Origin of the sequence: Mycobacterium sp. GA-1285, from assembly GCF_001499905.1 — a bacterium.
Taxonomy (GTDB): Bacteria; Actinomycetota; Actinomycetes; order Mycobacteriales; family Mycobacteriaceae; genus Mycobacterium.
This window is the reverse complement of sequence record NZ_LQIS01000022.1, coordinates 25,606-51,031: the sequence shown is the minus strand read 5'-3', so window position 1 is coordinate 51,031 and position 25,426 is coordinate 25,606. Positions and strand designations below refer to the sequence as shown.

Sequence of the window (25,426 nt, the reverse complement as noted above, 5' to 3'; positions counted from 1 at the left end):
GTCTTCGGCCATCTCCACACCGACCAAACCAACCGACAAGAGCCTTGCCAACCGGCAGCGGCTTGACATAGGAGAAAGCCATGACAGTTCTGCAGGGGAGACTGGCCGACCGGGACGCCTGGTCGGCGGTCGGGGAGTGCCCGATCGAGAAGACGATGGCGGTGCTGGGCACGAAGTCGGCGATACTCATCATGCGCGAGGCCTACTACGGCACCACCCGCTTCGACGACTTCTGGCGCCGGGTCGGGATCACCAAAGCCGCTGCGGCGGCGCGGCTTTCGGACCTGGTCGAGGCGGGCCTGCTGGAGCGGCAGCCGTATCAGGAGCCGGGCCAACGCAGCCGCGACGAGTACGTGCTCACCGAGGCCGGCCGGGATTTCATGCCGGTGATCTGGGCGATGTTCGAGTGGGGTCGACGCCATCTGCCCAACCGCACGCCGTTGCGACTTGCGCACCGCGGGTGCGGCGCCCAGGCCACCGTGGAGATCCGGTGCGCCGACGGCCACCGCGTTCCGCCCGAGGAACTGGCGGTGCGCGTCAAGCGCTGAGCCTGTCGGTCGGGCGCCGACGGTCACGCGCTGCGCCGAATCGCGTGAGGACCGGTTACCGTTCAGCACTGATGGCACTACCGGCACCGGATGTTCCCGACGACCTGCTGGGCAGATACCGCACCGCCCGCAGTCAGCAGGCGCTGTTCGACGTCCGACCGGGTGCCGGCAGCGGCTACGACGAGTTCGTCGACGCCGCAGGCGATATCCGCCCGGCATGGGAAGAGCTCGCCCAATGCGTCACCGAGCGCAGCCGCACCGGCCTGGCGCAGTTGCGCGACGTGGTCCGCAGCCTGGTCGACAACGACGGCATCACCTATGTCCAGGTCGACAGGCGCGGTTCGGTGGTCGGCCAGCCGGACGTCGACGGCCACGAGCCCGCCGAGCCGGGGCCATGGCATCTCGACGCGCTCCCCCTGGTGGTCTCGGCCGACGAGTGGAACACGCTGGAAACCGGTCTGCTGCAGCGCTCCCGACTGCTCGACGCGGTCCTCACCGACCTCTACGGGCCTCAGGTGTCCATCACCAGCGGCGTGCTACCCGCCCCGCTTCTCTTCGCCCACCCCGGTTATGTGCGCGCCGCGCGGGGCATCGACATCCCCGGGCGACACCAGCTGTTCCTGCACGGCTGCGACGTCAGCCGGGTCGCCGACGGGAGCTTCCGGGTCAACGCCGACTGGACGCAGGCGCCCTCGGGCGCGGGTTACGCGCTGGCGGACCGGCGCGTGGTCGCGCACGCCGTCCCCGAGCTCTACGAACGGATCGGACCACGGCCGGCGTCGCCGTGGGCGCAGGCGCTGCGGCTGGCGCTCATCGACGCCGCCCCCGAGTCGGCCGAGGAACCGACAGTGGTGGTGCTGAGCCCGGGCATTCACTGCGAGACCGCGTTCGATCAGGCGTATCTGGCAGGCGTGCTGGGCTTTCCGCTGGTCGAGAGTGCCGACCTGATGGTTCGCGACGGCAAGCTGTGGATGCGCTCGATGGGAACGCTCAAGCGGGTCGACGTCGTGCTGCGCCGAGTCGACGCGCACTTCGTCGATCCGCTGGATCTGCGTTCGGACTCGCGACTCGGAGTCGCCGGGCTCGTCGAGGCGCTGCGCCGCGGCACGGTCGCCGTCGTCAACACGCTGGGCAGCGGCATTCTCGAAAGCCCCGGGCTGCAGCGGTTTCTGCCCGAACTCTCGGAACGGTTGCTCGACGAGTCACCGATGCTCGACACCGCGCCGATGTACTGGGGCGGCATCGGCACCGAACGCTCGCACCTGATCGCCCACCTGGCGTCGCTGTTGGTCAGACCGGTGACCGGGGGCCGGGCGATCGTCGGCCCGGCCCTATCGGCCGAGCAGCGCCGCCAGCTCGCCTCGTGTATCGAAGCGACACCGTGGCAGTGGGTCGGACAGGAACTACCCGAGTTCTCCTGTGCACCAAGCGTTGTCGATTCGGGCAGCCTGTCGGCGACGAACGTCGGCATACGGTTGTTCACCGTCGCTCAGCGCGGCGGCTATGCGCCGATGATCGGCGGGCTCGGCTATGTACTGGCACCGGGTGATGCGGCGTACACACTGAACACCGTTGCGGCCAAGGATGTCTGGGTTCGGGCACCGGAGCGGGGCACCGTGGAGCGGGTTCCGCCGGTCGATCTGCCCGCGATCACGCCGAGCCCGACACGCGCGGTGAGCTCGCCGCGCGTGCTGGCCGACATGTTCTGGGCGGGCCGCTACGCCGAACGCGCCGAGCACATGGCGCGGCTGCTCACCGTGACCAGGGAGCGCTATCACGAATTCCACTACCGCCCAGACATGGACGGCAGTCAGTGCGTGCCGGTGCTGCTGAGCGCGCTGGGCCACCAGACCGGCACCGACACCGGCGCCGACGGCGACGACGCGGAGCTGATCGCCACCGCCCAGTCGACCCTGTGGTCGTTGACCGCAGACCGGCACCGCCCGGGCTCGCTGGCGCAGTCCGTCGAACGTCTGGGCCTGCTCACCCGTTCGGTGCGCGACCAGATGTCCAACGACACCTGGATGGTGCTGGCCGCTGTCGAACGGGCGCTGCTTCATCCAGCCGCGTCATCGTCCGGCCGTTCCGCCGACGAGCCGCCCGATTCGCAGGCCGAGGGTGAGGCGTTCCTCACCGCGACGGCCAGCCTGACCCTCGCGGGCATGCTGGCGCTGTCGGGCGTGGCGGCGGAGTCGATGATCCGTGACGTCAGCTGGACGATGATGGACATCGGCAAGCGCATCGAACGCGGACTGAACCTCACCGCGTTGCTACGCGCGACACTCACCACCGCCCGTAGCCCGGGCGCCGAGCAAACGATCACCGAATCGACTCTGGTGGTGTGCGAGTCGTCGGTGATCTACCGGCGTCGCATGCACGGCAAGGTCAGCATGTCCGCAGTCGCCGACCTCGTGCTGTTCGACGCCGACAACCCGCGCTCGCTGGCCCACCAGCTGGAGCGGCTGCGTACGGGCCTCAAGGCGCTGCCCGGTTCCTCGGGTTCGTCTCGGCCCGAGCGCATGGTCGACGAGATCGCCACCCGCCTACGGCGACTCGACCCTGATGACCTGGAGGACATCGTCGACGGTAGGCGTGCCGAGCTGGCCGAGCTGCTCGACGGAATGCATGCCGACCTGCGCGACTTGGCCGACGTCATCACGGCGACCCATCTGTCGCTGCCCGGGGGCATGCAGCACCTGTGGGGCCCGGACGAACGGAGGTCGATGCCGTGACCGGGATTCCGGACGACTCGAGCTCGTCGACTACCAGCCGCACGTACCGCATCACGCACCGCACCGTGTACCGGTACGCCGCCGACGTCACCAGTTCCTACGGCCGCGGTTTCCTCACCCCACGAGACACGGCGCGTCAGCGTTGCCTGTCGCATGAACTCGAGATCGATCCACCGGCTGCGGACAGCTCCACCAGCCGCGACGTCTACGGCAACATCAGCTCGTACTTCCATGTGACCGAACGCCACCGGACGCTGTCGGTGACCAGCCGATCGGTCGTCGACGTCGACCCACCGCCGCCGACGCTGTACGGGGCCGGCTCGGCGCTGGCGCCGTGGGAGATCGCCCGCCCGGTCGGCGTGGACGCGGCGTTGGCGACCCAGTTCACCCTCGACCTGCAGCCGCCGGAGATCACACCGGCCCTACGTGATTACGCCGCACCGAGTTTCGAGCCGGAACGGCCGCTGATCGACACACTGCGCGACCTGACGCATCGCATCTACTCCGATTTCACCTACCGATCGGGTTCGACGACGGTGTCGACTCAGGTCAGCGAGGTTTTGGCGGTACGCGAAGGGGTATGTCAGGACTTCGCACGGCTGGCCATCGCCTGCCTGCGCGCCAACGGGTTGGCCGCCAGTTATGTGTCCGGGTATCTGGCGACCGATCCACCGCCCGGAAAGGAACGGATGATCGGCATCGACGCGACCCACGCGTGGGCGGCCGTATGGACACCGCAGAACCAATGGCTCGGACTCGACCCCACCAACGACCAGATGGTCGACGAGCGCTACATCGCCGTCGGATACGGCCGGGACTACGCCGACGTACCACCCCTGCGCGGCATCATCTACACAGACTCGCAGAGCAGCGCGATCGATGTCGCCGTCGACGTCGAACCGTTCGAGGGCGGAGTGCTGCATGCGTGATTTCCTGTGCCCCAACTGCGGACAGCGCCTCGCCTTCGAGAATTCGTTGTGTCTGTCGTGCGGCCGGCCGCTGGGGTTCTCGCTCGGCGACATGGCGTTGCTGGTGATAGCCACCGGCGACGAGCACAACCACGCCGGCTTCGTCGACGGAGACAAATACCAGCTGTGCGCGAACATGCATCTGGCGGAATGCAATTGGCTGGTGGAGAAGGACCCCGTCCACAAGCTGTGCGAGGCGTGCAGCCTCACTCGCACCCGGCCGCGGGACTCCGACACCAAGGCGCTGGCGGCGTTCGCCGACGCCGAGCGCGCCAAGCGGCGCCTGCTGGCCGAACTGCACGAACTCAAGTTGCCGATCGTCGGCCGCGACGAGGATCCCGACTACGGCCTGGCCTTCGACTTGCTGTCCAGTGAACATCAGAAGGTGTTCACCGGCCACGAAAACGGTGTCATCACATTGGATCTCGCCGAAGGCGACGACGTGCACCGCGAGCAGTTGCGCAAGGCGATGGACGAGCCGTACCGCACGCTGCTCGGGCACTTCCGCCATGAGATCGGGCATTACTACTACTACCGCCTGGTCAGCGTGTCACCCGACTACGACGCCCGGTTCCGCGAACTGTTCGATGATCCCGACACCGACTACCAGGCCGCCCTGGACCGCCACTACAACGACGGCCCGCCCGACAACTGGGGCCAGAGCTACGTATCGTCCTACGCCACCATGCATCCGGCCGAGGACTGGGCTGAGACCTTCGCGCACTACCTGCACATCCGCGACACCCTCGACACCGCCGCCGCGTTCGGGGTGGCGCCGGCAGCGGCGACGTTCGAGCGAAAGGTGCTGGGCCCGAGCAGCTTCGATGCCATCATCGAGATGTGGCTGCCGCTGTCGTGGGCGTTGAACATGCTGAACCGCTCGATGGGCAAGGAAGATCTCTACCCGTTCGTGCTGCCCGTCCCGGTGCTCGAGAAGATGCGGTTCATCCACACCGTCGTCGACGAGATCACCCAGGCCTGAACTCCAACCCAGCCCCAACCTTCTCCGCGAGCGACCGTGTCTGCGCGCGACATGCCGCGCGATTGCGTCATTTCGCGGTCGCTCGCGCCGATCGAATCACCGCCCCGCGACCCCGGTCGCCAACAGCTCGCGGGCCTCGTCGCCTCCGTCGAGCCGGCGGGTCCGCCGCTGCACGATGACCCACCGCCCGTCGCTGCGGCGCAACCGGAAGTGGTTGGCGCCCGCCCGCGATACCGCGAAGCCGTCGTCGTGGGTCGTCACCAACAGCGACTCGCAGACCGCCACGGCCGCGTCGCCGTCCACCGTGACCACGGCGGGTCCCAGGAAGTGGCAGCATCCGCGACGGATCAGCCCCTGGTGCGCCCCGGAGCGGACCATCGCCGCGACTTCGTCACGACTGGACATGTGCCAGCCCTCGACGTCGTAACTGCCGTCCTCGGCCCAAAGATCAGCTGCCGCATCGGCTTCGCCGGCATCCACAAGCGGGCCGTAGGACGCGATCAGCCGCTCGATCGCGCGCTCGTCCTCGATGCGGGCAAGCCGCCGCTCCAGATCCGCCAGCTCGGTCATCGGCTTCCTCTCTCACCCAACAACTTTCGCATCATCCGGTCCGTGCCCAGCACGACCTTGGCGCGGTCGGGATCATTGCGGCGGGCGACGTCATCGGCGTTGCCGCCCGCCACATGCACCGGTCCGTTCGCCAGCTGCTCCAGACCTTCTCGCGCCACATCGGCTGGCTCGGCCACCCGCATACCGGGGACGTCGAAGTTCAAGCCCACCCGCTCCATCGCCGGGGTGCGGGTCACGCCGAGGACGAGTTCGAGCACGTGGACGTCGTACTCGCGCAGTTCCAGCCAGAGACTCTCGGCGAAAATCCGGCCGAACGCCTTCACCCCGCCGTAGACCGTGTGGCGCACGGAGCCGAGATAGCCCGCCATCGACCCCACCAACAGGATTCCGCCGCGGCGACGGTCCCGCATCGGGCGGCCGAAGTGCTGCACCATCGCGAGCATGGTGGCGACGTTCAGGTCGATCACCCGCTGAAAGTCCCCGAGGTCGCCGTCGAGGAAGTGCTCGCTACAGGTGTTAGCGCCCGCGTTGTAGACGAGCAATCCGACCTCGAGGTCACCGGTGATCGCCGCGATGCGCTTCATCGCGTCAGGTGACGCCAAGTCGGCGGAGAGCGTGCGCACGTCGACGCCGCTGCGACGGCAGGTGTCGGCTGTCTGCTCGAGGGCCTGGGGTTTGCGCGCGATCAGCACGAGGTTGATCCCCGCGCGGGCGAGTTGGTGGGCGAACTCGGCGCCGACCCCTTCGGAGCCGCCGGCGATCACCGCCCAGGGTCCGTACCGGGCCAGATCTGTCACGCCTCGAATTGTCGCCGACGCGACGTTCGGCAGACATCCCGGCGTGTCGGAAGCACTTTCCGTCCGGTGGCGGCAAGACACGGCCCTACGATCGCCCGGTGGCTGATCGATATGGCTCTGATGTCCTGGCCGACAACCCCCACCAGCGCAAGGTCCGCTCCACCGAACAACCGGCCGAGATCGGCCTGGTGGTCGAGGACGCGCAGACGGGATACGTCGGCGCCATCGTTCGTGTCGAGTACGGCCGCATGGAACTGGAGGACCGCAACGGACGTCGTAAACCGTTTCCCGTCGGGCCGGGCTACCTGGTCGACGGCAAACCCGCGATTCTGACCGCGCCCCGTCGGGCCGCGCCGAAAACCACCCGCACCGCGTCGGGATCCGTCGCCGTGCACGGCGCGCGGGCCAAGGTCGCGCTCGCGAGCCGCATCTACGTCGAAGGTCGGCACGACGCCGAACTCGTCGAACAGGTCTGGGGTGACGACCTACGGATCGAGGGTGTGGTCGTCGAACACCTCGGCGGCGTGGACGATCTCGTGGCGATCGTCGAGAACTTTCGCCCCGGACCCGGCCGTCGCCTTGGCGTACTCGTCGACCACCTGGTCGCGGGTTCGAAGGAGGCCCGTATCGCCGACGCGGTCCGGCGTGGCCCCGGCGGCGCGCACACCCTGGTCGTCGGCCACCCGTTCGTCGACATCTGGCAGGCCGTCAAGCCCGGGCGGCTCGGTGCCGAGAAGTGGCCCATTGTGCCCAAGGGCGTCGACTGGAAGACCGGCGTGTGCCGCGCGCTCGGCTGGCCCGCCGCCGGGCAGGCCGACATCGCACGGGCGTGGCAACGCATCCGCGGGCGCGTGCGTGACTGGAACGACCTCGAGCCCGCGCTGATCGGGCGGGTCGAGGAGCTGATCGACTTCGTGACGCAACCCGCGTCGTGACGGCGTGGTAAGCAGAAGGCGTGTCCGACGGTCTGTTCGACGTCCCCGGTGAGGCCACCACGCCGGCGGCCGGGCCCGTCGGCGCGTCGGCGCCGCTCGCAGTGCGAATGCGTCCGGCCACCCTCGACGAGGTGGTCGGTCAGGATCACCTGCTCCAACCCGGCTCTCCGCTGCGCCGGATGGTGGAGGGGTCGGGGGCGGCGTCGGTCATCCTCTACGGCCCGCCCGGCACCGGTAAGACCACGCTCGCGTCGCTGATCTCCCAAGCCACGGGCCGCCGATTCGAGGCCCTCTCGGCGCTGTCGGCGGGCGTCAAAGAGGTTCGCGCCGTGATCGACGTCGCCAGGCGCGCCGCCGCCTACGGCGAGCAGACGGTGCTGTTCATCGACGAGGTGCACCGCTTCTCCAAGACACAGCAGGACGCGCTGCTGTCCGCCGTCGAGAACCGCGTCGTCGCTCTGGTCGCCGCGACGACGGAGAACCCCTCGTTCTCGGTGGTGGCCCCGCTGCTCTCGCGGTCGCTGATCCTGCAGCTGCAGCCCCTCGACGCCGAAGCGGTCCGCACGCTGGTCCGTCGCGCCATCGACGACCCGCGCGGTCTGGCAGGCAAGGTCGAAGTCACCGACGAGGCCGTCGACCTACTGGTGTCGCTGTCGGCCGGCGACGCCCGCCGTGCGCTCACCGCGCTGGAGGTCGCAGCCGAAGCGGGCGCCGAGGTGACGGTCGAGACCATCGAGCAGTCGCTGGACAAGGCCGCCGTCCGCTATGACCGCGACGGCGACCAGCACTACGACGTGATCAGCGCGTTCATCAAGTCAGTCCGCGGATCCGACGTCGACGCCGCACTGCACTACCTGTCCCGGATGCTGGTCGCGGGGGAGGACCCGCGTTTCGTGGCGCGGCGGCTGATGATCCTCGCAAGCGAGGACATCGGCATGGCGGACCCGACGGCACTGCAGACCGCGGTGGCCGCAGCGCAGACCGTGCAGTTGATCGGCATGCCAGAAGCCCAACTCACGCTCGCGCACGCCACGGTTCATCTCGCGACGTCCCCGAAGTCCAACGCCGTGACCACCGCGCTGGGGGCGGCGATGGCCGATATTCGGGCGGGTAAGGCCGGTTTGGTGCCGCCGCATCTGCGCGACGGCCACTACTCCGGCGCGGAAAAACTCGGCAACGCGGTCGGCTACAAGTACAGCCACGACGATCCGGACGGCGTTGTGCCGCAACAGTATCCGCCCGATGAACTGGTCGGCGTCGACTATTACAAGCCGACGTCTCACGGCGTCGAGCGGGAGATCGCCGCCCGGCTCGACAAGCTGCGCGCGATCATCCGCAGAAAACGCTGACTATGCCTTGACACGCCCTAGCGGCCGGTCTACCTTGGTATTCAACTTTAAAGTTTATCAAGTAAAAGGTTGATAATTGGAGCGTGATGGTGATGCTGACGCCGCGCTGGACCGCGCCTTTCTGGCGCTGGCCGACCCGGTCCGACGTGCCATCGTGGCGCGGCTTTCTCGCGGGCCGGCCACGGTCAACGAGCTCGCCGAGCCCTTCGACATCACCAAACAGGCTGTGTCCAAACACATTCAGGTTCTCGAGCATGCCGGCCTGGTCACCAGAACCCGTGAGGCCCAGCGCAGGCCGGTGCACCTGGACGCCGCCGCGCTGGAGCGGCTCACCGCATGGATCGACCGATACCGGCTCGACGCCGAACGCAGCTACCGCCGGCTGGATGCCCTGCTGGCTGACATGACCGACACACCAGAGAAAGGAACCGACAGATGACCAATGCACTCGATCTCACAGCCCCGGTCGACACCCTGGCCATGGAATTCACCCGGGAGTTCGACGCTCCCGTCGAGGCCCTGTTCCGCGCACACGCCGAGCCCGGCCTGCTCAAGCAGTGGCTGGGCCCGCACGGACTGGAGATGACCATCGAGGAGTGGGAGTTTCAAAGCCACGGCGGGTACCGCTACGTGCACACGGATCAGGGCGGCGCATACCGCTTCAACGGCACGTTCCACACCGTCCGGGACAACGAGTTCATCCTGCAGACGTTCGAGTTCGATGGGGCGCCGGATCAGGTCAACATCGAGTACCTGTGGTTCGAGGACCTCGGCGGCGGTCGCAGCCGGCTGCGCGGCCGGTCGATCTGCCCGACCGTCGAAGCCCGCGACGCTTTGCTGTCCTCTGGAATGGAGGGCGGGATGACAGAGGGCTACGAGAAGCTCGACGAATTGCTGAAGACCCTGTGACAGAAGCGATCCCGGCCGCCGGGGGGTGCAGCCGGGATCGCCAGGGGTGGTTGGCTAGCGCAGAACGCCGCCGCGGCGGCCGCCCGTCACGCCGGTGCGCCTGCGTCCCATGAGCGCGGACACCAGCGCCACGCCGATCACGGCGACGACGACCTGGCATAGCAACTCGATCCAGTCGACGCCGCTGGTGGCGGTCGGAAGCCCCAGGGCTCGGGCGATCGCCGTGCCGATCAGCGCTGAGACGATGCCGACGAGGACGGTGACGATGATGCCGATGGGCTGCCTGCCGGGCAGGATCAGGCGGGCGAGCACGCCGACCACTGCGCCGATGAGAATTGCGGTGATAACGCCGGTGACGGTCATGGTTCCTCCAGGGTCTCGGGGTGCAGCTGAGATACCCCGACACCGACGTCAATAAACGAAGCGGCTGGGCCAGGTCAGATCAGAACCATTTCCGGGATGCGCAGATGTGCGACCGCCAAATCGAACTCGCCGACATCGACGATGTCGGCGCCCAGTTCACGCGTGCGGGCGTTGCGCAGTTCCCTGGCCTGCTCGCGGTTCCCGGCCATGGCTTCGTGGCCGTCGAACGTCGTCGACGACACGGCGCGGCCCGTATCGGGGTTGATCAGGTAGCTGGCGCTGCAGAACCCCTCGAGCTCCTCGAGGGCCGGCAGCACATCGGTCTTGTAGAACTCGACCGAGCGTGCGATGTGCTCTCGGGGCACCCGCAGCCAGGTGACGCGGACGCAGGCGCCCTCCGCCGAGCGGTGGTCGCGGTGCATGGCGCCGATACGCCACTCGTCGACGGTCACCTCACCGCCGAAGACATCGGCCGCGCGGTCCCGCAGCGGCGCCGACCGCTCGGTGCTGGTCCGCAACGCGTCGTCGGAGTCCCAGGCGCTGGTCGCGATGCAATGGCCGGATTCACGATCCACCAACAGCGACAAGCCGACGAACCCCTCCATGGTTTCCAACGTCGGCATGACCTCGGATCGGATGAAGGCGACGCCGTCATCTATCGACGAAGGTTGTGCTTGGACGGTGGTAGAGCGTGCGTACACGGCCGACCCCCTTTGCTCGGGGCAGCGCCCCAGCGGCGCCGCCGGACCACTTCTCAGCTTCCTCTTGACCGGTGGCCGATTCAATGGACGATCGGATGGATTCTTCAGACTCGCCTCGTACGCTCGATGACGTGGATACCGACGTGATCGACATCGAGACCGGCCAGCGCCGCATCATCGATCTGACCGACGCGGTGCGCTCGTTTTGCGGTCGGCACGGCGACGGCTTGTGCAGCGTCTTCGTACCGCACGCGACCGCGGGTGCGGCGATCATCGAGACCGGTGCGGGTTCCGACCACGATCTCGTCGACACCCTCGAGCGCCTGCTCCCACGCGACGATCGCTACCGCCACTCGCACGGCTCGCCAGGACACGGTGCCGACCATGTGCTGCCCGCTCTGGTGTCGCCGTCGGTGACCATTCCCGTGCAGGACGGCGAGCCGTTGCTCGGCACCTGGCAGAGCATCGTGCTCGTCGACCTCAACTGCGACAATCCGCAACGGACGGTACGGCTGAGCTTCATCGACGGATGACGTGACGTCGGTGACATCCGACCGAATCTGACCTGGGCACTGCCGGCGCCGCCGGTTCGTTGTCTTTTCGGCGCGACAACCGCGACCGGTACTGTAGTGCGGTCGAATAGTCGCAGATATCAGCCAAACTTCAAGGATGTATCAGACGTGCAGACACACGAGATCAGGAAGCGTTTCCTCGATCACTTCGTGAAGGCGGGCCACACCGAGGTGCCAAGTGCCTCGGTGATACTCGACGACCCGAATCTGCTCTTCGTCAACGCCGGCATGGTCCAGTTCGTGCCCTACTTCCTGGGGCAGCAGGCCCCGCCGTGGAAACGGGCCACCAGCGTCCAGAAGTGCATCCGCACACCCGACATCGACGAGGTGGGCATCACCACCCGGCACAACACCTTCTTCCAGATGGCGGGCAATTTCTCCTTCGGCGACTACTTCAAGAAGGGCGCCATCGAGTTCGCCTGGACGCTGCTCACCAATCCGGTCGAACAAGGCGGTTACGGGCTCGACCCGGCGCGGCTGTGGGCCACGGTCTACCTCGACGACGACGAGGCGATGGCCCTTTGGCAGGAGGTCGCCGGACTGCCGGCCGAGCGCATCCAGCGTCGCGGAATGGCCGACAACTACTGGTCGATGGGGATTCCGGGACCGTGCGGGCCGTCGTCGGAGATCTACTACGACCGGGGGCCCGAGTACGGCGTCGAGGGCGGCCCGATTGCCAACGAAGACCGCTACATCGAGATCTGGAACCTCGTCTTCATGCAAAACGAGCGTGGCGAGGGCACCTCGAAGGAAGACTTCGAGATCCTCGGGCCGCTGCCCCGCAAGAACATCGACACCGGTATGGGCGTCGAGCGGGTGGCCTGCCTGCTGCAGGACGTGGACAACGTCTACGAGACCGACCTGCTGCGCCCGGCCATCGACCTGATGGCGGCGCGCGCTCCGCGCGGCTACGGGGAGGGCAGCCACACCGACGACGTCCGATACCGCATCATCGCCGACCACAGCCGCACGGCGGCGATCATCATCGGCGACGGCGTGAGCCCGGGCAACGAGGGCCGCGGATACGTGTTGCGCCGCCTGCTGCGCCGGATCATCCGCGCCGCGAGACTACTGGGCGTCGAACAACCGATCATGGGCGACCTGATGGCCACCGTGCGCGACGCGATGGGTCCGTCGTACCCGGAGCTGGTCGCCGACTTCGACCGCATCCAACGCATCGCCGTGGCCGAGGAGACCGCGTTCAACCGGACGCTGACCTCCGGCTCGCGGCTGTTCGACGAGGCGGCCAGCGCGACGAAGGCCAAGGGGGCCACGGTGCTGTCGGGCTCCGATGCTTTCACGCTGCACGACACATACGGCTTCCCGATCGAGCTCACGCTGGAAATGGCGGCCGAGCACGGGCTGTCCGTCGACGAGGAGGGCTTCCGCGGCCTGATGGCCGAGCAGCGGCAACGCGCCAAGGCCGACGCCGCGGCGCGCAAGCAGGCGCACTCGGATCTGTCCGCGTACCGCGAGCTGGTCGATGCGGGTCCGACCGAGTTCACCGGATTCGACGAGTTGTCCTCGGAAGCAAGGATTCTGGGCATCTTCGTGGATGGCGAGCGCGTGCCCGTCGTCAGCCACGACGGCGCCGGTTTCGGCGGCTCGGCCGCCGGCGGAGGCCCGCCGCCCGATCGCATCGAATTGATCCTCGACCGCACACCGTTCTACGCCGAGTCCGGCGGTCAGATTGCCGACGAGGGCACGATCGCCGGATCGGGCGCCTCCAGCGCGGCCAAGGCGGCGGTCACCGACGTGCAGAAGATCGCCAAGACATTGTGGTCGCACCGTGTCCATGTCGAGTCCGGCGAGTTCGTCGAGGGCGACACGGTCATCGCCGCCGTCGACCCGAAGTGGCGGCACGGTGCCACGCAGGGGCACTCCGGAACGCACATGGTGCACGCCGCGCTTCGACAGGTGTTGGGTCCCAACGCCGTTCAGGCGGGCTCGTTGAACCGGCCGGGGTATCTGCGCTTCGACTTCAACTGGCAGGGACCGCTTTCCGAGGAACAGCGCAGCCAGATAGAAGAGGTGACCAACGAGGCGGTCGAAGCCGACTACGAGGTGCACACCTTCACCACCGCGTTGGACAAGGCCAAGGCGATGGGCGCGATAGCGCTGTTCGGCGAGCAGTACCCCGAACGGGTCCGCGTGGTCGAGATCGGTGGGCCCTTTTCGCTGGAGCTGTGCGGCGGCACCCATGTGCACAACTCCGCGCAGATCGGTCCGGTCACCATCCTCGGTGAGTCGTCGGTGGGCTCCGGAGTGCGTCGAGTCGAGGCCTACGTCGGCCTTGAGTCGTTCCGCCATCTGACCAAGGAACGGGCGTTGATGGCCGGGCTCGCCTCGACGCTGAAGGTGCCGTCCGACGAGGTGCCCGCGCGGGTGGCGAATCTGGTCGAGCGGTTGCGGGCGGCCGAAAAGGAACTGGACCGGTTGCGCCTGGCCAACGCCCGTGCCGCGGCAGCGAACGCCGCCGCGGGTGCGGAGCTTGTCGGTAAGGTCCGTCTGGTGGCGCAGCGCATGGCCGGTGGGATGTCGGCCGGTGATCTGCGCACGCTGGTCGGCGACGTCCGCGGCAAGCTCGGCAGCGATCCCGCCGTTGTCGCGTTGATCGCCGAAGGCGAGGACGACAGCGTCCCGTTCGTGGTCGCGGTCAATCCGGCCGCCCAAGACCTGGGGTTCCGGGCCAACGATCTGGTCAAGACGTTGGGTGCGGCGGTCAACGGCCGCGGCGGCGGAAAGGCCGATCTGGCGCAGGGTTCTGGCAGGGGGGCGGCAGAAATCGACGCGGCGCTGGCCGCACTCCGCGCAGAGATCGACCGGGGCTAGCGGCGTGAACTCCACACCGGCGGGCGACGATGCACACACGCGAGAGGCGTCAGGCGAACGGCTACCCGATCGGCCTGGGGATTCGTTGAGCCCGCCGGATCCGGGTCGCGGCCGCCGGATCGGCATCGATGTCGGCAGCGTCCGGATCGGCGTGGCCGCCAGCGATCCGGACGGCATTCTCGCCACGCCTGTCGAGACGGTCCGTCGCGACCGCACGAACCGGCACATCCGGCGGCTCGCCGGGTTGGTCGAGGACCTGGACGTGGTGGAGGTCGTGGTGGGGTTGCCGCGCACGCTCGCCGAGCGATCGGGGTCCTCGGCCCAGGACGCCGTCGCAGTGGCTGACGCGTTGGCTGCGCGAATCTCCCCGATACCGGTGCGCCTCGCCGATGAACGACTCACTACGGTGGTGGCTCAACGCTCGCTGCGGGATGCCGGTGTTCGCGCCAGAGGTCAGCGCTCGGTGATCGATCAAGCGGCGGCGGTGGGCATTCTGCAGAACTGGTTGGACCAGCGGCGTGGAGCGGCGCGCACGCGAGGAGCGGATGAGCACGTTGCCGCGCATGGAGAGGTCGCAGATGGCTGACCATTGGGGCGGCGAGCGGGCCGAGCCCGTTGCGGTGGGCCCGCCGCGGCGCCGGATGACCCGCGCGGAGCGGATGAGGGCGGCCCGCAACCGGCGCAAGCGCCGACTGGCGGGCGGCTTGGCCGTTGGCCTGCTGATCGCGGTCGCCATCGGCGCGGTGTTCCTCGGTTCCAAGTTGTGGCACTCACTGTTCAGCGGCAACGACTTCACCGGCGACGGCGTCGCGGACGTGGTGATCCAGGTGCACGACGGCGACTCCACCACCGCGATCGGCAAGACGCTGCAGGAACACAACATCGTCGCGACAACCAGCGCGTTCGTCGACGCGGCCGAAGGCAACGACGCGATTTCCGCGATCCAGCCGGGCTTCTACAAGCTGCGGACCGAGATCCCGGCCGCCAACGCCGTTGCGCGGTTGTCGGATCCAAAGAACCGGGTCGGCAAGCTGACCATCCCCGAAGGACGCCAACTCGACGACGTGCGTGACGTCAAGACCAACGCGGTCACCGAAGGCATCCTCACCCTGATCTCCCGGGCGACGTGCGTGGACCTCGACGGGCAGCGGCGCTGCGTGTCCGCGGACGCGCTGAAGAACGTGGCCGCGACGGCGACCCCGGCGTCCCTCGGGGTGGCCGACTGGGCAGTCGGACCCGTCGAGGCGATGGGCAACGACCATCGTCGCCTCGAGGGGTTGATCGCCGCGGGCACGTGGAACATCGACCCGTCGGCGCAGCCGCAGGAGATCCTGTCGAATCTGATCTCCACCAGCTCAACGCAGTACGCGAACGGTGGGCTGCTCGAGACGGCCGCGGCCATGGACATGTCGCCGTACCAGATCCTGATCGTGGGCTCGCTCGTGCAGCGGGAATCGACACCCGAAGACTTCTCGAAGGTGGCGCGCGTCATCTACAACCGGCTGGCCGAGAACCGCACGCTCGAGTTCGACTCCACGGTGAACTATCCGCTCGACCGCATCGAGGTGGCCACCACCGACGCCGACCGCGCGCAGCACAACGACTGGAACACCTATGTGCGGCCCGGCCTTCCCGCGACGCCGATCTGTTCTCCGAGCACGGCCGCGTTGAGCGCTGCCGAGAACCCCGCCCAAGGGGACTGGCTGTATTTCGTCACCATCGACATGCAGGGAACGACGTTGTTCACCCGGGATTACCAGCAGCACCTCGCGAACATCGAGCTCGCCCGGCGTAACGGTGTGCTCGATTCCGCGCGGTGAGCGCCGCCCGCAGGGCGGCGGTGCTCGGGTCGCCGATCGCGCATTCCCGTTCGCCTCAACTGCACCTTGCGGCCTATCGTGCTCTGGGCCTGGACGACTGGACCTACGAGCGCATCGAGTGCACCGCCGAGCAACTGCCGGGTCTGGTCGCCGGTTTCGGTCCGGAGTGGGTGGGCGTCTCGGTGACGATGCCCGGCAAGTTCGCCGCGCTCGCGGTCGCCGATGAGCGCACCACCCGTGCGGAACTGGTGGGTTCGGCGAATACGTTGGTCCGGTCACCGGCGGGCTGGAGAGCAGACAACACCGACGTCGGCGGTGTGACGGGCGCTCTCGATGACGTGTCGGCCACCTCCGGCATCGTGGTCGGCTCCGGAGGCACAGCGCCCGCGGTGGTCGTCGGGTTGGCCGAACTCGGGGTGCAGCGGATCACCGTGGCGGCCCGCAGTCGCGGCAAGGCTGCCCCTCTGGTGGATCTGGCCACGCGGTTGGGTGCCGACGCACGGTGGTGCGACATCGGCGGACCCGAAATCAGCGAGACGGTCGCCGATGCGGACCTGATGGTCAGCACCATTCCCGCCGACGCGGCCGCGACGTACGCATCGACGTTCGCCCGGATTCCGTTGCTGCTCGACGCGATCTACGACCCGTGGCCGACACCGTTGGCGGTAGCGGTCGAAAACACGGGCGGACGGGTGATCAGCGGTCTGCAGATGCTGCTGAACCAGGCCTACGCCCAGGTGGAGCTGTTCACCGGGATGGGTGCGCCGAAAGAGGCGATGAGGGCGGCGCTTGAACGGCGTTAGTCTCCAGTCATGGGGGTCTCGGTCGTCGTCGTGGTGGCCTGGTTGGCGGCGCTGAGCGTCTTCGACGTCCGGCACGCTCGGCTGCCGAACTGGCTGACGTTGCCCGGAGGGCTCGCGATCCTGGCCGTTGCGGCCCTGGGCGGGCGGGGGCTTCCGGCCGCCGCCGGTGCCGCCGCGCTGTTCGCCGTGTACCTGTCCGTGCATCTTGTGGCCCCGGCGGCGATGGGTGGCGGCGACGTCAAACTCGCGATCGGGGTCGGCGGGCTCACAGGCGCCTTCGGTGCCGACGTATGGACGCTCGCCGCGATCGGAGCACCGCTTCTCACGGCCGCCTGGGCGGTCGTCGCCGTGGCTCGGCACCGGGAAACCACTGTTCCGCACGGTCTCTCGATGTGCTTGGCGACCGCCGCGTCGACCACGTTGGTGGTGATCTAGGAACGGTGGTTTCAGCCGTGGCTGTCTCCGGTCATCCGGGAGGGTGCGGTCAGCAGATGGTGGTCGTGAACCACCTTTTCCAGGGCGCTCACCCAATGGTCGTAGTACTGCCAGTCGCCGCGTTGGTTTTCGGGCGTCTCCTCCCACCGCCCGATCGTCTCGATCAGGCTCTGCTGGAAGTCGACCCAATCGAAGTGGCGGAATTCCGACAGAGCCAGTGCCAAACCGAACGCCCGGCGCTGCCAGTCGTGATCGAACTGTGGCGCGGCCTGGTCGGTGGTGCAGGTCTCGTGCAGGCTCATGAGACCGGTCCCGCCAGCGCCACACCCATCATCGATTCGGTCGTGACCAGTTCCATCAACTCATCGTGGGTGAATTGTTCTGTGCCGGAGGGACGTTCGGGAATGACGAACCACCGTGAGTGACCGCTGCTGTCCCAAACCTTGATCTCGGTCTCCTCGGACAGCTCGACGCCGATCTCGGCGAGTACCTTGCGCGGTTCTCGTGCCGCCCGCGCACGGAAGACCGGGTCCTTGTACCAGTACGGCGGCAGACCCAGGACAGGCCACGGGAAGCACGAACACAGCGTGCAGATGACCAGATTGTGCACACCGGGCGAGTTGGCGACCGCCTGCAGATGCTCACCCTCGGCGCCGGCCATGCCCTCGGGCAGGTCGAGTTCGGCGATGGCCGCAGGTGTGTCGACCACGACGCGAGCCGCGAACTCCGGGTCCGTCCACGCCTTGAGGACGATCTTGCGTCCGTTGAGCGGTGTCATCTCCGATTCGAAGTAGGACAGCACCTTGTCCACGGTCTGGTCGGTGATCACACCCTTCTCGATCAGAAGTGATTCCAGCGCAGCGACTTTGGCGGCGCTGGACAGTTCGCGGTCCCCGGGGTAGTAGAACTGGCCGCTCATCACGCTCCTTCCAGGTAGGCCTCGAACAGTTCGGCGTAGATCGTCAGCGGACCGTCCTCGGCGCGCTCACCGAACAAATCCTGCGGGTCGAACGCGACGATGTAGATCGGCATCGGGTCACCGATGCCGTCACCCGTATGGGTGAAGTATGCGTAGTCGCCTTCGAAGATGCGCTCCACGGTGCCCACGCGGCCGCGCAGGTAGCCGGGCAGGCGGGTGTGGGCGGCGGCGGGCACATTGGTGATTCGCACACAGTCACCGACGGCGAACTTCGGATGCGCGACGTCGCGACGGGGGCTATCACCCCGGCGCAGGTAGTCGACGACCTGTTCGTCGATCGCCGGTACCGGGTCGACGACGGGAGCCGCCGCCCCCGCGGCCAGTTCGTCTCCGCGCGAGGACAATTCGTCCTCCGACACGTAACCCTTGTCGATGAAGAACTGCGTGATGCCGCCCAGCCACTTCTCGTAGTAGCGGAACTTGAAGTAGTCGAACGGGTTCATCGCCTCGGCGCCGGTGCGCAGGTCGGCCCATGTCCACTCGTCCTTGAACGCGGTGGGCACGTTGTCGATCGGGTACCGGGGAAGGGCCGAGCCGAGGTGATTCGACAGGCCCATCATCGCGACGTGGATGCCGAAAATCCGTTTCTCCCACTCTTCGACGAAGACTCGCTTCTCGAGGCTGAGCGGTTCGGGCAGCCCTTCCAGGCCGCCGAGGTAGTGCTGCAGTTTCATGACGCGGGGCTGCCTTCCGTCGTGGGTGAGCTCTGGAGACTTGCGCGGTCCGGTTCGGGCGCGCGGGTCAACACTTTCGCGACGTACTCGGACAACAGCCCGAATGAGCACCCGAGCACACACGCCACCGCGGCGACGAGCCCCGGATGCGATACCGACGTCACGGTGATCGCGGTGCCCGTCCCGGCCACCGTGGAGACGGTGCTCGCGAACCCGACCACCACCGCGGGCGTCGTCGACAGCAGCGGCACCCAGGACGCCTGCACCATAACCGCGCTGCCGATGCCGACGGCGACCGCGACCGCCAACAGGCTGCCGCCCAGCAGATGACCCGCATAGAGGCTGGCCGACGCAATCAGCACGCCGACCAGATTGTTCGTCAGCGACCGCACCCATCCGCCGATTCCGCCGCCGACGAAGAAGAACGACGCCCACGCCAGGAAGACCACCCAGATCGGGACCGTGATGACCTCCGCGGTCAGGGCCACCGCGAGTCCGCCGAGCACACCGATGCTCACCGTCAAAGCCGATCTTGAATCCATGGAAGAACTGTGCGGCCACGGTGTTTCGCCCGAGTAACGACCATGTTGGATTTGTGGCAACTGCGGGAGATCGGCGCGGGCTCCTCGGCGACCGGTCCGACGGCGCCTGTTGCATACTCATAGAAGGTTAGTACATACTGCGAGTATGCAAAATGATCTGAAGGCCCTTTCCGAGCGCTACTTCGCCGCGTGGGCCGACCGCGATCCCGACGCGATCGCCGAGTTGCACACCGCCGACACCCGGTTCTGGACTCATCTGGACACCGAGCCCGCGGTCGGCCGCGACGCCGCCCGGGAGGCGTTCGCGGGTGTCTTCCACCAATTTCCGGGCTTCACCTTCGAGATCAACCGGGTTCTCTACGGCGAAGCCCATTGGGTGCTCGACTGGGTGTTGATCTCCGGTGACGTGCGATTCGACTGCCTCGACGTGGTCGTCGTCTCGCCCGAGGGGCTGGTCGCACGTAAGGACTCGTTCATCGACTCCGCACAAATGGCGGCATCGATGAGCGGAGGTCGTTCGTGACCGCGGCAGCCGCGCTCGCCCAGCTGCCGCTCGTCGACGCCCTGCCGGTGGAGCACCTGTTCGACATGAGCGTCGATCTGCTTCCAGCGCAACCGATTCCGACGGCCACCGGAATGCGGATGACGTTCGTCACCACCGGCGGGACCGTGGACGGGCGAGGGCTGCGGGGCGAGCTGCTACCCGGGGGCGGTGACTGGCTGCTCGTCGGCGACGACGGGTGCGGCAGGGTCGACGTCCGCGCGACGCTGCGCACGCACGACGGCGTGCTCATCCACTTCGAGAGCTCGGGCGTCATCAACGTTCCCGCCGACGGCCTCGACCGGTTGGCGCGCGGGGAAGTGCTCGGTTTCGACGAGACGTACGTGCGGACCACGCCGCGATTCGCCACGGCCGACGAGCGGTACGCATGGCTCGGCGGAATCGTCGCGGTGGGTTACAACATCCTCTCGCCCGACCACGTCGACTACCGCGTCTATCGAGTGCTGTGAACGACGCAAGGCGCACCCAGGCGCAGCGCACGAAGGAAACCACCGCGGCGCTCGTCGCGGCGGCGCGCGCGTTGTTCGCCGAGAACGGATACGAGGCGACTTCGCTCGACGCGGTCGCGGCTCGGGCGCAGGTGACCAAGGGCGCCGTCTACCACCACTTCGACGGCAAGCGCCGGCTGTTCGAGGCGGTCTTCACGGGCGAGATCGAGCGGATGGCGGTGCCCCTGGCCGAGACCTATCAGCATGCCTACTCGCGGAAGAAGGATCCGTGGGACGCGTTCGGGGCGGCCTGCCGGGCGTTCCTCGACGAGTGCCTCGAACCGGGGGTGCAGCGGATCGTGCTGCTCGACGCGTTCACCGCGCTGGGTTGGGAGGAGATGCGCCGCCTCGAGACCCCGCTGCTCGACATGATGGAGGTCGCCATCGCTCATGCGGTGGACGCGGGGCGCATCGCGAAGCGGGCGCCCGGGCCGCTGGCGCACTTCCTGTTCGGCGCCCTCTGCGAGACGGCCATGATGGTCGCGCGCGCGGCCGATCAGAAATCCGCGCACCGGCAGGCTCTGGCCGAACTGGCCCGGATCCTCGACGGCCTGATCACCGGCTGATTCGGGGTCGGGCGGCCGACGTGGGAAGATGGGACGCGTGTTGCGATGGACCACTGCTGGTGAATCTCACGGCCGCGCGCTGGTGGCCGTGGTCGAAGGCATGGTCGCGGGCGTGCACGTCACCTCGGACGACATCGCCGGTCAACTGGCGCGCCGACGTCTCGGGTACGGCCGCGGCGCCCGGATGAAATTCGAACAGGACCAGGTCACGGTGCTCGCAGGGGTCCGGCACGGCGTCACCCTCGGCGGCCCGATCGCAGTCGAGATCGGCAACACCGAATGGCCCAAGTGGGAAACCGTGATGGCACCCGACCCCGTCGACCCCGCAGAGCTGGCCGAAAGTGCCCGTAATGCGCCGCTGACTCGGCCCCGGCCCGGGCATGCCGACTATGCGGGCATGCTCAAGTACGGCTTCGACGACGCCCGTCCGGTGCTCGAGCGTGCCAGCGCGCGCGAGACCGCGGCCCGCGTCGCCGCGGGGACCATCGCCCGTGCGTTCCTCTCCGAGGCCCTCGGTGTCGAGGTGCTGTCCCATGTCATCTCGATCGGGGGGTCGGACCCGTACGACGGCCCGCCGCCGCAGGCCGCCGATCTCGCGGCGATCGACGCCAGCCCCGTGCGTGCCTACGACAAGGACGCCGAGAAGTCGATGATCGACGAGATCGAGGCGGCCAAGAAGGACGGTGACACGCTGGGCGGCGTCGTCGAGGTCGTGGCGAACGGCCTCCCGGTCGGGCTGGGTTCGTTCACCAGCGGCGACAACCGGCTGGACAGCCAACTCGCCGCCGCGGTGATGGGCATCCAGGCGATCAAGGGGGTGGAGATCGGCGACGGCTTCACGACCGCGCGCCGTCGCGGCAGCGTCGCCCACGACGAGATGTATCCGGGGCCCGACGGCGTCATGCGCTCGACGAACCGCGCGGGCGGCCTGGAAGGCGGCATGACCAACGGGCAACCGCTGCGGGTGCGTGCCGCGATGAAACCGATCTCCACCGTGCCGCGCGCCCTGGCCACCGTCGACCTGGCCACCGGCGACGAGGCCGTCGCGATTCATCAGCGCTCCGACGTGTGCGCGGTGCCCGCCGCGGGCGTGGTCGTCGAGACGATGGTGGCGCTGGTGCTGGCGCGCGCGGCGCTGCAGAAGTTCGGCGGCGACTCGTTGACCGAGACGCGCGCCAACATCGACAACTACCTGCGGGCGGTGCGCACGCGAGGAGCAAGAGAGCAGGATGCCGAGCGTGAGCCCTCTCCGCAACGGGTCCAGGCTTCGGGCTGATGGCGCCGCGAGCAGTGCTGGTGGGGTTGCCCGGCTCGGGTAAGTCCACCATCGGGCGACGGCTGGCCAAGGCGCTCGACCTTTCGCTGCTCGACACCGACGCCGCGATCGAGGAGACCACGGGCCGCACGATCGCCGACATCTTCGCCACCGACGGCGAGCGGGAGTTCCGCAGGATCGAGGAGGAGGTCATCCGATCGGCACTGCAGACCCACGACGGCGTGCTGTCGCTCGGTGGCGGCGCGGTGACCACACCTGGCGTACGCGAGGCGCTGGCCGGCCACACCGTCATCTATCTGGAGATCAGCGCCGCCGAGGGGGTGCGCCGGACCAGCGGTAGCACGGTGCGTCCGCTGCTGGAGGGCGGTGACCGCGCCGAGAAGTTCAAAGCGCTGATGTCTCAACGGGTCCCGCTGTATCGCCAGGTGGCGACGATCCGGGTCAACACGAACCGGCGTAACCCGGGCGCTGTGGTGCGCTACATCGTGACCCGCCTGGAGAACGCCGAAACCTCCCACTCGTCGCGACGCAAGCGCCGCTCGCCGTGGCGCAGGGGGCCGTCGCAGCTGACCGCAGAACCCAGTACCGAAGCCCCGCCGTCCCCGGCGGCGGTCGCCGCCCGCAATCCGAAGGCCAACCGTGACTGAGCCCGTGACCATAGACGTCCTCGTTGAGGTTCCCTATCCGGTGATCGTCGGAACCGGACTGCTCGGCGATCTCGAGCGGGTGCTCGCGGGCAGGCACAAGGTCGCGATCCTGCACCAGCCGACGCTCGCGCAGACCGCCGAGGTCATTCGAAGCACCCTGGCCGACAAGGGCATCGACGCACATCGCATCGAGATTCCGGACGCCGAGAAGGGCAAGGACCTGCCCGTCGTCGGGTTCATCTGGGAAGTGTTGGGACGCATCGGGATCGGTCGCAAGGATGCGATCGTCAGCCTGGGCGGGGGAGCGGCCACCGATGTCGCCGGGTTCGCCGCCGCCACCTGGCTGCGCGGAATCGACATCGTGCACGTGCCGACCACGCTGCTCGGCATGGTCGACGCGGCGGTCGGCGGTAAGACGGGCATCAACACCGATGCGGGCAAGAATCTGGTCGGCGCGTTCCATCAGCCGGCGGCCGTGCTCGTCGACCTCGCGACCTTGGAGACGTTGCCGCGCAACGAACTCGTGGCTGGTATGGCCGAAATCGTCAAGGCGGGCTTCATCGCCGATCCGACCATTCTCGACCTGATCGAGGCCGATCCCGAGGCGGCGCTCGATCCGACGGGCACCGTGCTGCCCGAACTGATCCGGCGCGCGATCGCGGTCAAGGCAGAGGTGGTGGCCGCCGATGAGAAGGAATCGCAACTGCGCGAGATCTTGAACTACGGCCACACGCTGGCCCACGCGATCGAACGTCGCGAGCGATACCAGTGGCGGCACGGCGCCGCCGTCTCGGTGGGTCTGGTGTTCGCCGCCGAACTCGGCCGGCTCGCGGGTCGGTTGGACGACGAGACCGCCGACCGGCACCGTTCGGTTCTCACCTCGCTCGGGCTCCCGGTCAGCTATGACCCCGACGCATTCGGCGAGCTGCTCGAGAACATGGCGGGTGACAAGAAGACCCGCGCGGGTGTGCTGCGGTTCGTCGTGCTCGACGGTCTCGGCAAGCCGGGACGCCTGGAAGGGCCCGACCCGTCACTCTTGGCGGCAGCGTATGCAGAAATAGGGGCGGTGACGTCATGACCCAGACGGTGCTCGTCCTCAACGGTCCCAACCTCGGTCGGCTGGGCCGGCGCGAACCCGACGTGTACGGCAGCACCACCCATGACGAGCTGGTGGCACTCATCGACCGCGAAGCCGAGGCCCTCGGCCTCAAGGCCGTTGTGCGCCAGAGCGATAACGAGGCCGACCTGCTGGGCTGGATCCATGCGGCCGCCGACGCGGGGGATCCGGTGATCATCAACGCCGGCGCGTTGACGCACACGTCGGTCGCCCTGCGCGACGCGTGCAGTGAACTGCGCGCCCCGCTGGTCGAGGTGCATATCTCAAACGTGCACGCGCGCGAGGAGTTTCGGCGTCACTCGTACCTGAGCGCGGTGGCCACCGGTGTGATCGTCGGGCTCGGGGTGCAGGGCTACCTGCTGGCCCTGCGGTATCTGGCCAGCCTCGGCGAGGAGCCCCGTCCGTCGGTGCTGGCCACCGAATAGCAGATCGCCGTCGAGATCACCGTCGGCAATACGAGGGTGAGCACCAGCACGCAGATGACGATCGCGGGGTTCGGCGCCGTGAGCCACGCCTCGGGGATGCGGGCCAGGCTGACCGCGAGCCAGGAGCCGGCGATCGCGAGCACCACGGTGCCGATGGTGGCGAACTTGATCGACCGCAGTTCGAGGAGGGTCGGTTCCGCGGTGTCGGCCAACGACTTTCGCAACGTCCGGGTGCGCAGATACACGAGCACGAAATCGGTGACGACAAATGCCGCCGCCGCGAGGACGATGGTGGCTTCGACCCACACCGCGGGCCGGTGCCCCCACATGAAGCGCAGGTAGTCGATCGAGGTCTCGGATACGATCAGCGTCGCCGTCATCGCGGCCGCGAACGTCAGCCAACCGCCGAGTTCGGCCAGGAAGCAGTACGCGCGCACGTCGGCGGGATCCTGGTCGCTGACCTTGTTGACGGCGTGGCTGGCCAGCATCCACCCCAACCCTCCGAACAACGCCGTCGCACCGGCGGCCAGCATCCCGGTCGACACCGCGCCCTGGGTCCAGGCGATCGCGCACGTGGCCCGCCGTGCGCCGTCGGGTACCTGCGTTCCGGTGATCAAGCTGAACAGGAAGCTGTCGAGCATCAGGACCAGCACGGCCGAGGAGAACAGCGCGAGGGTGTGCACGCCTTCGCGACTGTTCTTGTCGAACAGCAGAGCGATCGCGGTGATCAGGAAGCCGCCGAGCACCCCGGCGAGTTGCGAGTTCGACGCCGCGGACGACAGCACGCTCCATTGGTCGGACGTGCAGAACTCGTCCGGGTTCACGGGAAGCTAG

General features: G+C 68.0%; 29 protein-coding genes and 1 pseudogene. 21 read left to right on the top strand and 9 right to left on the bottom strand.

The window, feature by feature from the left end:
* Window positions 1–80: 80 nt before the first annotated feature.
* The 4 genes from AU193_RS13690 to AU193_RS13675 all read left to right on the top strand — a co-directional run bounded on the left by AU193_RS13690 (window position 81) and on the right by AU193_RS13675 (window position 5,230).
* A complete protein-coding gene (locus AU193_RS13690) occupies window positions 81–548 on the top strand; it encodes a helix-turn-helix domain-containing protein (protein WP_064422923.1) in 468 nt (155 codons plus the stop codon).
* A gap of 71 nt (window positions 549–619) precedes the next feature.
* On the top strand, window positions 620–3,280 hold the full coding sequence (locus tag AU193_RS13685) for a circularly permuted type 2 ATP-grasp protein (RefSeq protein ID WP_064422922.1): 2,661 nt from the start codon (window positions 620–622) through the stop codon (window positions 3,278–3,280).
* Between the two features lie 5 nt (window positions 3,281–3,285).
* On the top strand, window positions 3,286–4,209 hold the full coding sequence (locus AU193_RS13680; RefSeq protein ID WP_156425206.1) for a transglutaminase family protein: 924 nt from the start codon (window positions 3,286–3,288) through the stop codon (window positions 4,207–4,209).
* A complete protein-coding gene (locus AU193_RS13675) occupies window positions 4,202–5,230 on the top strand; it encodes a putative zinc-binding metallopeptidase (protein ID WP_064422921.1) in 1,029 nt (342 codons plus the stop codon). Before AU193_RS13680 ends, AU193_RS13675 begins: the two co-directional genes overlap by 8 nt.
* Window positions 5,231–5,326: 96 nt before the next feature.
* Here AU193_RS13675 and AU193_RS13670 read toward each other — a convergent pair whose 3' ends face one another.
* Complete coding sequence (locus AU193_RS13670) at window positions 5,327–5,800, bottom strand: nuclear transport factor 2 family protein (RefSeq protein WP_064422920.1); 474 nt, start codon at window positions 5,798–5,800, stop codon at window positions 5,327–5,329.
* A complete protein-coding gene (locus AU193_RS13665) occupies window positions 5,797–6,597 on the bottom strand; it encodes an SDR family oxidoreductase (RefSeq protein WP_064422919.1) in 801 nt (266 codons plus the stop codon). The genes AU193_RS13670 and AU193_RS13665 overlap by 4 nt, the downstream gene beginning before the upstream one ends.
* Window positions 6,598–6,695: 98 nt before the next feature.
* Between AU193_RS13665 and AU193_RS13660 the strand changes: the two genes are divergently transcribed.
* The 4 genes from AU193_RS13660 (at window position 6,696) to AU193_RS13645 (ending at window position 9,790) form a co-directional block, all read left to right on the top strand.
* On the top strand, window positions 6,696–7,532 hold the full coding sequence (locus AU193_RS13660; protein ID WP_064422918.1) for a DUF3097 domain-containing protein: 837 nt from the start codon (window positions 6,696–6,698) through the stop codon (window positions 7,530–7,532).
* 20 nt (window positions 7,533–7,552) lie between these two features.
* A complete protein-coding gene (locus AU193_RS13655) occupies window positions 7,553–8,881 on the top strand; it encodes a replication-associated recombination protein A (RefSeq protein WP_064422917.1) in 1,329 nt (442 codons plus the stop codon).
* A 76-nt stretch (window positions 8,882–8,957) separates the two neighbouring features.
* Window positions 8,958–9,320, top strand: coding sequence for a helix-turn-helix transcriptional regulator (locus AU193_RS13650; RefSeq protein ID WP_064422916.1), 363 nt, complete (start codon window positions 8,958–8,960; stop codon window positions 9,318–9,320).
* Window positions 9,317–9,790 (top strand): SRPBCC family protein, encoded by a 474-nt coding sequence (locus tag AU193_RS13645; RefSeq protein ID WP_064422915.1) that lies wholly within the window; start codon window positions 9,317–9,319, stop codon window positions 9,788–9,790. Before AU193_RS13650 ends, AU193_RS13645 begins: the two co-directional genes overlap by 4 nt.
* Window positions 9,791–9,844: 54 nt before the next feature.
* On the opposite strand, the gene AU193_RS13640 is transcribed toward AU193_RS13645, so the two are convergent.
* A complete protein-coding gene (locus AU193_RS13640) occupies window positions 9,845–10,153 on the bottom strand; it encodes a GlsB/YeaQ/YmgE family stress response membrane protein (RefSeq protein WP_064415747.1) in 309 nt (102 codons plus the stop codon).
* 74 nt (window positions 10,154–10,227) lie between these two features.
* On the bottom strand, window positions 10,228–10,854 hold the full coding sequence (locus tag AU193_RS13635) for a hypothetical protein (protein WP_064422914.1): 627 nt from the start codon (window positions 10,852–10,854) through the stop codon (window positions 10,228–10,230).
* 131 nt (window positions 10,855–10,985) lie between these two features.
* Between AU193_RS13635 and AU193_RS13630 the strand changes: the two genes are divergently transcribed.
* From AU193_RS13630 to AU193_RS13605, 6 genes are all read left to right on the top strand, one after another.
* The gene (locus tag AU193_RS13630; protein WP_064422913.1) at window positions 10,986–11,387 is read left to right on the top strand and encodes a secondary thiamine-phosphate synthase enzyme YjbQ; all 402 of its coding nucleotides are present in this window, start codon (window positions 10,986–10,988) and stop codon (window positions 11,385–11,387) included.
* A 147-nt stretch (window positions 11,388–11,534) separates the two neighbouring features.
* The gene (alaS, locus tag AU193_RS13625; RefSeq protein ID WP_064422912.1) at window positions 11,535–14,258 is read left to right on the top strand and encodes an alanine--tRNA ligase; all 2,724 of its coding nucleotides are present in this window, start codon (window positions 11,535–11,537) and stop codon (window positions 14,256–14,258) included.
* Between the two features lie 4 nt (window positions 14,259–14,262).
* Entirely contained in the window at window positions 14,263–14,844 is a 582-nt protein-coding gene (gene ruvX / locus AU193_RS13620) for a Holliday junction resolvase RuvX (RefSeq protein WP_064422911.1), read from the top strand.
* Window positions 14,837–16,078 carry an endolytic transglycosylase MltG gene (mltG, locus tag AU193_RS13615; protein ID WP_064422910.1) on the top strand — a complete coding sequence of 414 codons (1,242 nt, stop codon included), beginning with the start codon at window positions 14,837–14,839 and terminating at the stop codon, window positions 16,076–16,078. Before ruvX ends, mltG begins: the two co-directional genes overlap by 8 nt.
* The gene (locus AU193_RS13610) at window positions 16,075–16,881 is read left to right on the top strand and encodes a shikimate dehydrogenase (RefSeq protein ID WP_064422909.1); all 807 of its coding nucleotides are present in this window, start codon (window positions 16,075–16,077) and stop codon (window positions 16,879–16,881) included. Before mltG ends, AU193_RS13610 begins: the two co-directional genes overlap by 4 nt.
* A gap of 9 nt (window positions 16,882–16,890) precedes the next feature.
* Window positions 16,891–17,316 carry an A24 family peptidase gene (locus AU193_RS13605; protein WP_064422908.1) on the top strand — a complete coding sequence of 142 codons (426 nt, stop codon included), beginning with the start codon at window positions 16,891–16,893 and terminating at the stop codon, window positions 17,314–17,316.
* An 11-nt stretch (window positions 17,317–17,327) separates the two neighbouring features.
* Here AU193_RS13605 and AU193_RS13600 read toward each other — a convergent pair whose 3' ends face one another.
* From AU193_RS13600 to AU193_RS13585, 4 genes are read right to left on the bottom strand one after another with little or no spacing between them, the layout of a single operon-like run.
* Complete coding sequence (locus AU193_RS13600; protein ID WP_064422907.1) at window positions 17,328–17,618, bottom strand: nitrile hydratase accessory protein; 291 nt, start codon at window positions 17,616–17,618, stop codon at window positions 17,328–17,330.
* Window positions 17,615–18,235: a nitrile hydratase subunit alpha gene (gene nthA, locus AU193_RS13595; RefSeq protein ID WP_064422906.1), complete on the bottom strand. Its 621-nt coding sequence runs from the start codon at window positions 18,233–18,235 to the stop codon at window positions 17,615–17,617. The genes AU193_RS13600 and nthA overlap by 4 nt, the downstream gene beginning before the upstream one ends.
* Window positions 18,235–18,969: a nitrile hydratase subunit beta gene (gene nthB, locus AU193_RS13590; protein WP_064422905.1), complete on the bottom strand. Its 735-nt coding sequence runs from the start codon at window positions 18,967–18,969 to the stop codon at window positions 18,235–18,237. Before nthB ends, nthA begins: the two co-directional genes overlap by 1 nt.
* Window positions 18,966–19,511 carry a DUF1097 domain-containing protein gene (locus AU193_RS13585; protein WP_064422904.1) on the bottom strand — a complete coding sequence of 182 codons (546 nt, stop codon included), beginning with the start codon at window positions 19,509–19,511 and terminating at the stop codon, window positions 18,966–18,968. Before AU193_RS13585 ends, nthB begins: the two co-directional genes overlap by 4 nt.
* Window positions 19,512–19,656: 145 nt before the next feature.
* Here AU193_RS13585 and AU193_RS13580 point away from each other — a divergent pair, with 145 nt between their 5' ends.
* From AU193_RS13580 to aroQ, 7 genes and pseudogenes are all read left to right on the top strand, one after another.
* Complete coding sequence (locus tag AU193_RS13580) at window positions 19,657–20,034, top strand: nuclear transport factor 2 family protein (protein ID WP_064422903.1); 378 nt, start codon at window positions 19,657–19,659, stop codon at window positions 20,032–20,034.
* On the top strand, window positions 20,031–20,522 hold the full coding sequence (locus tag AU193_RS13575; protein WP_064422902.1) for a DUF3237 domain-containing protein: 492 nt from the start codon (window positions 20,031–20,033) through the stop codon (window positions 20,520–20,522). Before AU193_RS13580 ends, AU193_RS13575 begins: the two co-directional genes overlap by 4 nt.
* Window positions 20,519–21,127 (top strand): TetR/AcrR family transcriptional regulator, encoded by a 609-nt coding sequence (locus AU193_RS13570; RefSeq protein WP_064422901.1) that lies wholly within the window; start codon window positions 20,519–20,521, stop codon window positions 21,125–21,127. Before AU193_RS13575 ends, AU193_RS13570 begins: the two co-directional genes overlap by 4 nt.
* Before the next feature lie 37 nt (window positions 21,128–21,164).
* Window positions 21,165–22,403, top strand: coding sequence for a chorismate synthase (gene aroC / locus AU193_RS13565; protein WP_064422926.1), 1,239 nt, complete (start codon window positions 21,165–21,167; stop codon window positions 22,401–22,403).
* Window positions 22,403–22,927: pseudogene (locus tag AU193_RS13560) on the top strand (shikimate kinase); the annotation flags it as partial. The gene aroC and the pseudogene AU193_RS13560, both read left to right, overlap by 1 nt.
* Before the next feature lie 115 nt (window positions 22,928–23,042).
* Window positions 23,043–24,128 carry a 3-dehydroquinate synthase gene (aroB, locus tag AU193_RS13555; protein ID WP_064422899.1) on the top strand — a complete coding sequence of 362 codons (1,086 nt, stop codon included), beginning with the start codon at window positions 23,043–23,045 and terminating at the stop codon, window positions 24,126–24,128.
* Window positions 24,125–24,592, top strand: coding sequence for a type II 3-dehydroquinate dehydratase (gene aroQ / locus AU193_RS13550; protein ID WP_064422898.1), 468 nt, complete (start codon window positions 24,125–24,127; stop codon window positions 24,590–24,592). Before aroB ends, aroQ begins: the two co-directional genes overlap by 4 nt.
* Here the strand turns inward: aroQ and AU193_RS13545 are convergent.
* Window positions 24,520–25,416, bottom strand: a complete 897-nt coding sequence (locus AU193_RS13545; protein ID WP_064422897.1) for a hypothetical protein — start codon at window positions 25,414–25,416, stop codon at window positions 24,520–24,522. The genes aroQ and AU193_RS13545 overlap by 73 nt on opposite strands.
* Between the last annotated feature and the right edge of the window lie 10 nt (window positions 25,417–25,426).